Below are 11,313 nucleotides of genomic sequence, written 5' to 3' on the forward strand. Positions count from 1 at the left end.
TGCTGGCCCCCTCAGGCGATCGTGGACAGGACGTCGACGGCGGCGGGGTGCACACCCGGTGCGGCGGCGAGGAAGTCCCGGCTGGCCGGGGTCCAGGGCTCGCCCCGGGTGTCGGTGACCACTCCCCCGGCCTCGGCCACCAGCAGCGCGCCCGCCATCAGCCCGGAGCGCACGTCGCTGTACTGCCAGAACAGGTCCATGCGCCCGGCGGCCACCTGGATCAGCAGCAGCGTGGCCGGTACCGACATCTTGCCGACCAGCGCGGCGTCGAGCATCGCGGTCACCGACTGGCCGATGCGCCGGAAGGTCTCCGCGCCCTCCCCCGGCTTGGCCTGACCGGTGCCCACGAACGCCGCCTCCAGCCCGGTCTTCGCCGAGGTGCTCAGCCTCGTGCCGTTGCGGAAGGCCCCGCCGCCGCGGACCGCCGTGTAGGTGTCCCCGGCCAGCGGCAGGTGCACCACGGTGAGCACCGGCTCGTTGTCCCGCACCAGGGTCGCGGTGACCGACCAGTCCGTCATGCCGTGCACGTGGTTGATGTTGCCCTCCACCGGGTCGGTGACCCACCACTCGCCCGCGGGCAGCGGCCCACCGGCCAGTTCGTCCTCGGCCCACCGCGCACCGGGCCGTGCGGCGAGCAATCCCTTGCGCAGCACCTGGAGTGAGGCCTCGTCGTTGGCCTGGAGCGCGGCGAGCACCGCGTCCAGGTCGCCGGGGCGCGAGCCGGGGGTGAAGCGCTCACGCAACCGCGCACCAGCCGCCTGCACCACGGCGCGGACCTCGGGCAGCAGTGTGGAGTCCACAGACATGGGATTTCCCGTTCTTCCAAAGGGGTTTTCGGTGATTCCCACGCTAGGAGCGGCGCGACATGACGTCAAATGCAACTTTGTAAGGTATCACCTTACTCAAACGCAATTCGCTGGAACAGCTCGCGCAGCGCCCCGACCACCTCGGCGGGCGCCTCCTCAGCCATGAAGTGACCGCAGGACACCGTGCGGTGGTCCAGGTCGGGGGCCCACGCCTGCCACCGGGCCCTGGCGTCGAAGCCCAGGGCTGCGCCCCAGTCCTGTTGCAACACGGTCACCGGCATGCGCAGCCGGTTCCCGGCCTCCTTGTCCGCGGTGTCGTGCTCGAGGTCGACGGTGGCGGTGGCCCGGTAGTCGGCGACGATCGAGGTGACCGCCCGCGCCGAGGCCGCCAGGTAGGCCGCGCGGACCTCGGCGGGAATGGCGTTCGGGTCCCTGGTCCAGCTGTCCAGGAAGTGGCCGAAGAACGCGTCCGCGCTGTTGGCGATCATCAGCTCGGCCAGGCCCGGCGGCTGGGCCATCAGGTACAGGTGGAAGCCGACCGCGGCCGAGGTGCCGTGCATCACCTGCCAGGTGTCCAGGGTCGGCAGCACGTCCAGGCAGGCCAGGTGGGTGACGTGCGCCGGGTGGTCCAGCCCGGCCCGCAGGGCGACCAGGGCGCCGCGGTCGTGCCCGGCCAGCGCGAACCGCTCGTGACCGAAGGCCCGCGCCAGCGCCACCACGTCGGCGGCCATCCTGCGCTTGGCGTAGGTCTGCCCGTCCCGGTCGGCGGGCTTGTCACTGTCCCCGTAGCCGCGCAGGTCGGGCACGATCACGGTGTGGTCGGCGGCCAGGTCGGCGGCCACGTGCCGCCACATCAGGTGGGTCTGCGGGAAGCCGTGCAGCAGCACGACGGGGCTGCCCGAGCCGCCAACGGCCGCGGTCAGCGCCACGTCCTCGGCGACGGGCACGCGCTGGTAGTCGAATCCGGTGATCCTCGGGGTCACGGTCAGGCCTCTCTGCTGAACTCCGCTTGCCGCCCGGCAGCGTGCCCGGCCCCGATCAGCAACCAATCAGCACCGGCTCACCACGCCACCTTCGCGGCTCCTCTCGGCGACGTCATGAAGGTGCCGTTCGCGACACTGGACGTCTCAAAGGACACCTTCATGGCGTCGGCCGGGCGGGCGGCTAAGGTCGGTGCCGTGAGGTGGACGGGCCGGTGGTGAGCTTCGGCGTGCTGGGGCCGCTGGTGGCCCAGGACGGGCGGGGCCCGATCGGACTCAAGGGCCCGCGGCACCGGGCGGTGCTGGCCCGCCTGCTGATCGCCAGGCGCCGGGTGGTGCCGGTGCGGCTGCTGGTCGAGGACCTGTGGCCGGACCCGCCACAGGGCGCGGTCGGCGCGGTCCAGACCTTCGTCGCCGCACTGCGCCAGGCCATCGAGCCCGACCGTCCACCGAGGACACCCGCCACCGTGCTGGTGACCGAGGGTGCCGGTTACGCGGTGCGCGCCGCCGACGACTCGGTCGACGCGTGGCGGTTCGAGTCCGCGCTGACCGAGTCCGCCGACCTGCTCGCCGCTGGCCGCGCCGGGACCGCACTGTCCAGGTTGGACAGTGCGCTCACCTGGTGGCGCGGACCCGCCTACGCGGAGTTCGCCGAGGAGCACTGGGCGCGGGCGGAGGTGGACCGCCTGGAGGAGTTGCGGCTGCTCGCGGTGGAACGCCGTGCACAGGCCGCGCTCGCGTTGGGGCGGGCCGACGCCGTGGCCGCCGACCTGCGGGCACACGTCGCCGACCACCCGTGGCGCGAGCACGCCTGGCACCTGCTGGCACTGGCCCTGTACCGGGCGGGCCGCCAACGCGACGCCCTGGACGCCCTGCACACGGCCAAGTCCGCGCTCGTCACCGAACTGGGTGTGGACCCCGGCCCGCAGCTGCGGCAACTGGAGGCCGACATCCTCGCCCAGTCACCCCGGCTCGACACGCCGGTCCAGCAGGGGCCAACCCCGCCGAGCCTCGTGGGCCGCGAGCGAGACCTCGCCCGGTTGACCGCACTGGCAGTGTCCACACGGGACACGCCGAAGCTCGGACTGGCCCTGGTTTCCGGTGAAGCCGGTGCGGGCAAGACAACACTTGCCGAGACGCTGACCGCGACCCTCGCGGCGCAGGGCTGGATCATCGCCTGGGGGCGCAATCCCGAGCACGAGGGCGTGCCCGCGGCCTGGCCATGGACGCAGGTCCTCGACGCCATCGCCACTGCGGTCCACACACCTGCGCCAGCAACAACTGTGCCGTCGGACAGCACAGAGGACCCTGCCACAGCAAGGTTCCACGTAAACCGATCCGTTGTGTCCTATGTAGACAAAGCGGCTGGAAGCGGACCGCTGCTGGTGGTGCTGGACGACCTGCACCGGGCAGATGAACAGACCCTGGCACTGCTGGCCGCGCTGGTCGCCGAGCCCCTGGCGCGGCCGGTGCTGGTCGTGGGGACCTTCCGGGCCGATGAGATCACCCCTGGCCTCACGGCCCTGCTCGGCCGTGCCGCTCGCCTGGAGCCGGTCCGGATCTACCTCGGCGGCCTGACCGAGACAGCGGTCGGCGGACTGGTGCGGGCCGCCGCCGAGCGCGAGGCGGACGAGGCCACGGTGCGGGTCATCCACGAACGCAGTGGCGGCAACCCCTTCTTCGCCCGCGAACTGGCAAGGCTGTTCGACGCCGAGGGCGAAGCCGCGCTGTCCGCCGTGCCAACCGGCGTCCGGGACGTGATCCGGCACCGGCTCACCGCCCTGCCGCGGGCCGCCCGCACGGTGCTCAGCCAGGCGGCGGTGATCGGCAGGGACGTGCACCTGGACCTGCTGATCCCGTTGGCCGGAGCGGAGGAGCTGGTGTTGGACGCGCTGGACTCCGCACTGCTCATGGGATTCCTGGTCGAGTCCGGGCCCGAGCAGGCCCGGTTCGCGCACGCCCTGGTGCGGGACACCCTGTACGAGGACGTGTCACAGGCGCGACGGGCCCGCTGGCACGCCGTGGTCGCGGAAGCCCTGGAGCAGGTGCGCCCCGGCGAGGTCGAGGTCCTGGCCCACCACTTCCTGCTGGCCGGGAGCCCGCGCGCGGCCCACTACGCGGCGTTGGCCGCCGGGCTGGCGGAGCGCCGGTTCGCGCCGCACGAGGCCGCGCGGCTGTGGCAGGCGGCGATCACCGCGCACGACCGCTCCCCCGCCGCCGACCCGCGGACCAGGCTGGAACTGGTGATGGGCCAGGTACGTGCGCTCGCCGTGACCGGCGACCTGGCGGGCGCGCGGCGGCACCGGGCCGAAGCGATCACCGTGGCCGGGGACCTCGGCGACCCCGAACTGACCGCCCGCGTGATCGGGGCCTTCGACGTGCCGGGCATCTGGACCGCGAACGACGATCCCGCGCTGTCCGACCGGGTCGTCGCGGTGACCGAGCGCACGCTCACCGCACTGCCCGAACACCTGCCCGCCGAACGGGCCCGCCTGCTGAGCACGATCGCCATGGAACTGCGCGGCACCCGCTCGGCACGCGGGGCCGAGGCAGCGCGGGAGGCCGAGTCGCTCGCACGGGGGCTGGCCGATCCCGTCCTGCTCGCGTTCGCGTTGAACGGCCGGTTCATGCACACCTTCGACCGCGCGGGCCTCGCTCCGCAGCGGGCGGCGATCGGCCGGGAACTGGTCGAACTGGCCGCCGAGCACGAGCTGGTCACCTTCGAGGTGCTCGGCCACCTCGTCCTGGTCCAGGCGCACTCGGCGCTGGCCGAGTTCGGCACGGCCGACGAGCACGCCGCTGCCGCCGACCGGCTCGCCGCGCGCCACGAACTGCCGCTGGTGGGCGTGTTCACCGAGTGGTACGCGGCGCTCCGGCTGGCCGCGACCGGGCCCGCCCAGGCCGCGCGGGCCGCCTACCGCGCTGCCGCCGCCCGGCTCGGCGGCACCGGGATGTGGGGCCTGGAGCGGGGAGCCCTGCCCTTCGCCCTGCTGTGCCTGAACATCCAGCACGGGCGACTGTCCGAAGTGGACCTGAAGGCCGACTGGGGCCCGCACCTGGACTGGGTCCGTCCGCTCGGGCTGCTGGCGGCCGGGGACCGCGACGGGGCGCTGGCCGCGGCACGGGCCGTGCCGGAGTCACCCCGCGACCTGCTCTACGAGGCCCGCACCTGCCTGCTGGCGGTGGCCGCGATCGAACTGCGGGACCGACCGCTGATGCGGCAGGCGCACGCGCGACTGCTGCCAGCGGCCGGAGAGCTGGCCGGGGCGGGCAGCGGACTGGTCACCCTGGGCCCGGTGTCGCGCTACCTCGACGCGCTGCATCCATGATGTGGGACAGCTTGTTCGGAAGTGTTTACACGGAGTTCTGATTTCTTGCCGCGTCAGCCGGGGCGTCCCTAGTTTCGGGAGTGGTGGCGGAGCAGGGACGAGGAGGCGGACGTGACCGTGCAGGCAGAGGTAGCGGCCAGGGTGGTACGGCTGGGCGAGCACACCGGCGCACGGATCGACGGCGTGCGGCTGGGCGGGGACCTGGACGCGGCCACCGTTGCCCGGATCCGGGCCGCGCTGCTGACGCACAAGGTGATCTTCTTCCGGGGCCAGCAGCACCTCGACGACACGGGACAACTCGCCTTCGCCTCCCTACTGGGCACGCCGACCCTGGCCCACCCCACGGTGCCGGGACAGGGCAACGCCGCCGTGCTGCCGATCGACTCGGACTACTCCAAGGCCAACAGCTGGCACACCGACGTCACCTTCGTGGACCGGGTCCCGGCGATCAGCGTGCTGCGCGCGGTGCGGCTGCCACCCTACGGCGGGGACACCACCTGGGCGAACACCGTTGCCGCGTACGACAAACTGCCCGAGCCGCTGAAGGCGCTGGTGGACCGGTTGTGGGCGGTGCACAGCAACGCCTACGACTACGCCGCGAGCGTGGACGAGGCGCGGATCGGCGGTGTGGACGTGAAGTTCCAGTCCTACCGGGACACGTTCGAGTCCACTGTGTACGAGACCGAGCACCCGGTGGTCCGCGTGCACCCGGAGACCGGTGAGCGGGCACTGTTGTTGGGGCACTTCGTGAAACGGCTCGTCGGGCTGACCAGCGGCGAGTCGCAGGCGCTCTTCCAGTTGCTGCAACAGCGGGTGACCCAGTTGGAGAACACCGTGCGCTGGCACTGGCGCGAGGGAGACGTCGCGATCTGGGACAACCGCGCGACCCAGCACTACGCGATCGCCGACTACGAGGACAACCCCCGTCGGCTGCACCGGATCACGCTGGCCGGTGACGTGCCGGTGAGCGTGGACGGCACCAGGAGCACCACCCGGATCGGCGACGCCTCGCACTACTCCGCCCTGGCCTGAGCGGCTACTCCTCGATCGCCCCGTTGATCCGCCGCAGGTGCTGCCGGAAGGTGTAGGCCGGGTCAGTGGCCCGGCGGGCCAGGAACTCGGCGAAGGACGTCTGCTCGCGCAGGGTCCGGCCCGCCTGGATCTGCTGTGCCTGCTCGCGCTCGGTCAGCCAGATCCGCCGCGCGGCGGCCAGCACCTGCTCGACCTGGTCGAGGGCGAGGAACAGCACCCCGTCCTGGTCACCGAACACGGCGTCCGCGGCGCTGACCTCGTGCGGCCCGAACCGGGCGGTGGTCAGCGCCTCGGGCTCCCGCTCGTCCAGCCGCACCGGGCCGGGCGGGTAACTGCCGTAGCTGAACACCGGCAGCCCGATCTCGACCAGCTCCGGGCTGTCGCGGTGCAGGCCCCACACCACCAGCCCGGCGACCCCCGCCGACTGGGCCTCCAACGCGGCCAGGTCGCCGACGCAGGCCTCGTCGGTGCGCCCGCCGTTGTCGACCACCAGCACGTCACCCGGTTCGGCCTGGCCGTAGGCCTCCAGGAACACGTCCACGCTGCCGTAGTGCCGCGCGGGCAGCACGCGACCCGCGACCCGGTGACCGGGCACGACCGCCGCGATACCGGCGGGCGCGACGCGCAGCGGCACCCCGGTGCGCAGGCACGCGTCGGCCACCAACGGCGTGGACAGGTCGGCGAAAGCCTCCAGCATGACCCTCTCCCTGGCTCTGCCCCGCCACCGGCGAGTGCGCCATGATCCTATCCGCGAGGGCCTGCGCGCCAAGGGGAAACGGTCGGCTGCTCAGCGACGGCGACCACGACGGCGACGGGGGGTCGGCTCGCTGATCCGCTCACCCAGGCGCACGATCCGGTCCCCGAGGCCGTCGCTCCACCGGGCGACGGCCGCCGAGGCCCGGTCACAGGCCTCGCGGGCGTAGCTGCCCGCGGCGTCGGCGGCGTTGCGGGCGAGGTGCGCCGCGCTGTCGCTGGCGCTGTCGGCCAGGTGCGCGAACCGGTCACTGGCCTCGTCGGTCAGCCCGGCGGAACGCCCCGCGAGCTGGGCGAGGTGCTCGGTGGCCTCGGACTGCCACCGGCCAAGCAGCGAGGCGGTCTCCCGCTTGGTGCTGCCGAGGAACTGGGCCACAGGAGCGGGCAGGTTCATGGTCGGTGTCCTTCCGGGTCGGACCGGCCGATTTATGTGTAACTCGCGGTAACAGATTATGGCCACGCCGAGTTCACCCGCAAGCACGGAACGCTCGATTTGCGTGGGCGCCAGACCGGAGTAGGATTACAGGCGTCTGCAACAAACAGCGCTTGCAACTATTGCTCACGCACGGAGGAATGCCCAGCATGTCCGAGATCCCCACCGTCAAGCTCACCAACGGCGTCCAGATGCCGCAACTGGGCTTCGGGGTGTTCCAGGTGCCCGACGAGGAGACCACCGCCGCGGTCGGCGCGGCACTGGAGGCCGGGTACCGCAGCATCGACACGGCCGCCATCTACGGCAACGAGGCCGGGGTCGGCGCCGCCATCGCCCGCAGCGGCCTGGCCCGCGAGGACCTGTTCATCACCACCAAGCTGTGGAACAGCGCCCAGGGCTACGACTCCACCCTGCGCGCCTTCGACGAGAGCATGGCCAAGCTCGGCCTCGAACAGCTCGACCTGTACCTGATCCACTGGCCCACCCCGGCCCGCGAGCTGTACCTGGACACCTGGCGTGCCTTCGAGAAGCTGTACGCGGACGGCCGCGTGCGCGCCATCGGCGTGTCCAACTTCCAGCCCGCCCACCTGCGGCGCGTGCTCGAGGAGGGCTCGGTCGTGCCGGTGCTCAACCAGATCGAGCTGCACCCGCTGCTGCAACAGGCCGAGCTGCGTGCCTTCCACGCCGAGCACGGCATCGCCACCGAGGCGTGGAGCCCGCTGGCCCAGGGCGGCGAACTGCTCGCCGACCCGACCATCGCCGCGATCGCGCAGCGCCTGGGCCGCACCCCGGCGCAGGTCATCCTGCGCTGGCACCTGCAACTGGGCAACGTGGTCATCCCCAAGTCGGTCACGCCCTCGCGCATCCGCGAGAACTTCGCCGTCGCCGACTTCTCGCTGACCGAGCAGGACCTCACCGCACTGTCCACCTTGGACAAGGGGCACCGCACCGGCCCGAACCCCGACGAGTTCAACGCCGCCTGAGGCAGCGGCCCGCGGGGAGCGCCCCGCGGGCCTGCGGGGCTCATTTCGCCAGCGGGCGGCCCTCCGCGTCGAGGGCGGACAGGGTGAGGGTCCCCGACCTGGCGAACTTCGGCGCGGTGTCCGGGTCGAACCAGTAGAGCACCACGGTGCGATCGGTCGACCAGGTGGTGGTGTGCGCGGTGACCTCACCCTCGTCCAGCTTCGCGACGATCCTGGCCGCGGGGCCGGTGTAGATCCCGTAGGTGGCCAGTCCCCGCTCCTCGTTCTGGCACAGGTCGAACACGCCCTCGGTGAAGCTGGCGTTACTGGTGGTGTCCGCGGTGATCCGGCCCTGCCCGTCCCGGTGCGCGAGGGTCAGTCCGTACCCGCTGTAGCGCTGCGCGGCGTTGATCGAATTCTTCACCCGGTAGTCCCCGGACACGAAGTACAGCAGCACCTGCCCCCGGTCGTCGCGCAGACCCGTCTCGACCACGTCGCTGACCGTGGTGGAGCCCGGGTCGGCGGGGTGGCTCTGGCTGAGCAGCACCGGGGCGGCGGGCGGGGTCGACTGCTGCTGGCTGATCGTGCTGACGGAGATCAGCACGGCCGCCGTCACCCCGAGCACGGCCGAGGCCCGCAGCGCACGCCGCCGGGTTCGCATCCGGCCGCCGAGGGCCATCACCCGCTGCACGTCCACCGGCGCGAACCCGTCAGGCGGCGGCGTGCGCAGGGCCCCACGCAGCGACTCCAGGTCGTTCACCGGGCACCCCCGCTGGCCGGTACGGGCTGCCCGGTGGACACGCGCAGCTTCGCCAGCGCCCGGGAGTTCGTGCTCTTCACGGTGCCCAGCGAGATGTTCAGCTCGGCGGCCACCTCGGCCTCCGGCAGGTCGTGGTAGTGGCGCAGCACCACGATCGCCCGCTCACGCGGGGTGAGTTGGTCCAGCAGGCGGGCCAGTTCGCCCTGGTGGTCCAGCCCGCGGGTGAAGTCCTCCGGCACAGGCCGTTCGGGCACCTGTTCGTACGGGTCCTCGCGCAGGGGACGCCGCCAGCGATCGATCACGAGGTTGACCAGCACCTTGCGCGTGTAGGCGTGCGGGTCCCTGTTGCGGATCCCCGACCAGGCGGCGTAGGTCCGCGCCAGCGCCGTCTGCACATCGTCCTCGGCCTGGTGCCGGTCCCCGCTGAACAGGTACGCGGTGTGCAGCAGCCGTGGCGCGCTGCTGCCCACGAACTCGGCGAACTCGGCGTCGCTCCTCACCCGGGGGCAGACGACCGGGCAGCGGGAAAGGTTGTCGGCCCCGGACCACAACTTTTCCGGCGACCGGCCCGTCGGGACCGGCATGAGGATCAGACTGGAAGTGCTGGCCGCCTGCATGCTGCTGACGGGCTGCTCGACGACGGTCGCACCGCCGGTGCGTGTCGCCGAAACCGTCACACCCCTGACGACCACCAGCACCCCCGCGCCGACCACCCAGGCCGTCCCGGTGGCGCCGTGCACCGCTGTCGTCACCGGGGCGTGCGTGCGGTTGTCCACCAGGCAGGCGTGGCTGCTGCGCGACGGGGCGGTGGTGTACGGCCCCGTGCCCATCATGCCCGGTGCCCCCGACACACCGACCCCGACCGGCACGTTCGCGGTCGCGTGGAAGAACAAGGACCAGTACAGCAGCGAGTACGACGCGCCCATGCCCAACTCCGTGTTCTTCGCACCCGGCGGCATCGCGTTCCACGAGGGCAGCCTCGAACAGGCCTCACACGGCTGCGTCCACCTCCGCGCCGAGGACGCCCAGCGCTTCTTCGACACCCTGGCCAAGGACCAAACAGTCCAGGTCCTGCCCTAACCCCGCGAGTCCCGCTCTGCGGAGCGCGAGTCCCGCTGAGCCGCTCGCGAGTCCGGGAGGCCAGCGCGTGTCGGCGTTTTCGGGACGGTGTGTCGGACGTTCCGGGCTGGCCTGGCGGGTGCGGGAGAGCGGGACTCGCACGCGGGAGAGCGGGACTCGCGGGGTGAGCGTGAGGGTTGGGGGTCGGGCGTTCGGGGTAGTCGGGAGGATGCACGGAGCCACCGGGGAGGGATCGTGACCGAGGACTGGACCAGGTCGCACCTGCGGGACGCGGTCTGCCTACTGCGCGCGGAGGACCCGCAGGGCGCGATCATGGCGCTGGAGAACCTGTACCAGACCGAGGAGGACACCGGTCTGGACAACCTGCGGGACGCGGCGAACGAGCTGGTCAGCGCCTCGGCACAGATGCTGCGGGCGCTCTCGGAGCACGCGGGGGCGGGCGGCGAGCTACAGATGCACCTCGGCGACCTGGAGGGGGCCCCGATCCCGGTGGACGAGGTGGAGCCGCCGCTGCGGGCGACCTACCGCTCGCTGCTGGCGGAGCTCAACGAGGACCACGAGTCGGCGGCCATCCAGTTGGACCTGCTGTTCGCCAGGGACGAGCCGCAGGAGACGGTCACCGCGCTGCTGCACCTGCTGCTGTGGGCGGCCAGCCTGCTCGACGACTGCGAACGCGGCGGTGCCCGGGTACCGGCCTGGCTGTCACCGCACGGGTGACTCACTCGACAGGTTGAACCAAGACCAAGTGGGTAACCGCCGGTCATGAACCTCGACCCGGACAGTCAGGCAGCGCAGGGGCTTGGTGCATACGTCGCGGCTGTGGCGCACGCACTCACCGTGCCAAGACACGCTGTCAGCTTCGAGATCGCGGAGTACGCCAGCGCCTACCTCGCGCTGGCCGTGCGCAGCGGCAACTTCCCCGACCGCGACCTGATGCTGGTCTGGGACGAGCACCACGGCTGGTCGGTGGGCGTGGAGACCGATCCGGGCGAGCCACCCGTGGTGCTGTCCTACCTCAGCGGGGACCTGCTGCCCGAGCCGTCCCAGGTGCGGGCCTTCGTGGACGAAGTCGTTGCGGGCAGCTATCCGGGCGAACTGCACCCGCCGCGGTTCAGCGGCGCCGAACTGCCCGGACGGCTCGCGAGGTACGCGGGCGAGTCCATCGTGTGAGCCCAGTT

Annotated in this window: 12 protein-coding genes; 6 read left to right on the forward strand and 6 right to left on the reverse strand. The window is 72.1% G+C overall.

The genetic code is table 11. The features are described 5' to 3' along the window. Nucleotides 1-11: 11 nt before the first annotated feature. Both KALB_RS23610 and KALB_RS23615 read right to left on the reverse strand, forming a co-directional pair. A complete protein-coding gene (locus KALB_RS23610; RefSeq protein ID WP_030109031.1) occupies nucleotides 12-806 on the reverse strand; it encodes an inositol monophosphatase family protein in 795 nt (264 codons plus the stop codon). A gap of 92 nt (nucleotides 807-898) precedes the next feature. Continuing rightward, entirely contained in the window at nucleotides 899-1,789 is an 891-nt protein-coding gene (locus tag KALB_RS23615) for an alpha/beta fold hydrolase (protein ID WP_025358178.1), read from the reverse strand. A 200-nt stretch (nucleotides 1,790-1,989) separates the two neighbouring features. On the opposite strand from KALB_RS23615, the gene KALB_RS23620 reads away from it, so the two are divergent. Together KALB_RS23620 and KALB_RS23625 are read left to right on the forward strand one after the other, a co-directional pair. Continuing rightward, a complete protein-coding gene (locus KALB_RS23620; RefSeq protein ID WP_052360481.1) occupies nucleotides 1,990-5,115 on the forward strand; it encodes an ATP-binding protein in 3,126 nt (1,041 codons plus the stop codon). 111 nt (nucleotides 5,116-5,226) lie between these two features. Further along, entirely contained in the window at nucleotides 5,227-6,147 is a 921-nt protein-coding gene (locus KALB_RS23625; RefSeq protein WP_025358180.1) for a TauD/TfdA dioxygenase family protein, read from the forward strand. Nucleotides 6,148-6,151: 4 nt separating this feature from the next. Here the strand turns inward: KALB_RS23625 and KALB_RS23630 are convergent, their stop codons facing one another. Both KALB_RS23630 and KALB_RS23635 read right to left on the reverse strand, forming a co-directional pair. Beyond that, nucleotides 6,152-6,844 (reverse strand): RraA family protein, encoded by a 693-nt coding sequence (locus KALB_RS23630; protein ID WP_025358181.1) that lies wholly within the window; start codon nucleotides 6,842-6,844, stop codon nucleotides 6,152-6,154. 90 nt (nucleotides 6,845-6,934) lie between these two features. Beyond that, the gene (locus KALB_RS23635; RefSeq protein WP_025358182.1) at nucleotides 6,935-7,294 is read right to left on the reverse strand and encodes a hypothetical protein; all 360 of its coding nucleotides are present in this window, start codon (nucleotides 7,292-7,294) and stop codon (nucleotides 6,935-6,937) included. A gap of 188 nt (nucleotides 7,295-7,482) precedes the next feature. Between KALB_RS23635 and KALB_RS23640 the strand changes: the two genes are divergently transcribed. Continuing rightward, nucleotides 7,483-8,316 carry an aldo/keto reductase gene (locus KALB_RS23640; RefSeq protein ID WP_025358183.1) on the forward strand — a complete coding sequence of 278 codons (834 nt, stop codon included), beginning with the start codon at nucleotides 7,483-7,485 and terminating at the stop codon, nucleotides 8,314-8,316. A 40-nt stretch (nucleotides 8,317-8,356) separates the two neighbouring features. Here the strand turns inward: KALB_RS23640 and KALB_RS23645 are convergent, their stop codons facing one another. Further along, nucleotides 8,357-9,055, reverse strand: a complete 699-nt coding sequence (locus tag KALB_RS23645) for a hypothetical protein (protein WP_025358184.1) — start codon at nucleotides 9,053-9,055, stop codon at nucleotides 8,357-8,359. Then, nucleotides 9,052-9,555, reverse strand: coding sequence for a SigE family RNA polymerase sigma factor (locus KALB_RS23650; protein ID WP_025358185.1), 504 nt, complete (start codon nucleotides 9,553-9,555; stop codon nucleotides 9,052-9,054). Before KALB_RS23650 ends, KALB_RS23645 begins: the two co-directional genes overlap by 4 nt. Before the next feature lie 82 nt (nucleotides 9,556-9,637). Here KALB_RS23650 and KALB_RS23655 point away from each other — a divergent pair, with 82 nt between their 5' ends. From KALB_RS23655 to KALB_RS23665, 3 genes are all read left to right on the forward strand, one after another. Next, a complete protein-coding gene (locus KALB_RS23655; protein ID WP_025358186.1) occupies nucleotides 9,638-10,135 on the forward strand; it encodes a L,D-transpeptidase in 498 nt (165 codons plus the stop codon). A gap of 234 nt (nucleotides 10,136-10,369) precedes the next feature. Next, nucleotides 10,370-10,852: a hypothetical protein gene (locus KALB_RS44140; RefSeq protein ID WP_025358187.1), complete on the forward strand. Its 483-nt coding sequence runs from the start codon at nucleotides 10,370-10,372 to the stop codon at nucleotides 10,850-10,852. Nucleotides 10,853-10,897: 45 nt separating this feature from the next. Further along, entirely contained in the window at nucleotides 10,898-11,305 is a 408-nt protein-coding gene (locus tag KALB_RS23665) for a DUF6292 family protein (RefSeq protein WP_025358188.1), read from the forward strand. The last annotated feature ends 8 nt before the right edge of the window (nucleotides 11,306-11,313 follow it).

Origin of the sequence: Kutzneria viridogrisea DSM 43870, assembly GCF_000525635.1 — a bacterium.
GTDB classification, from domain to species: Bacteria; Actinomycetota; Actinomycetes; order Mycobacteriales; family Pseudonocardiaceae; genus Kutzneria; species Kutzneria viridogrisea.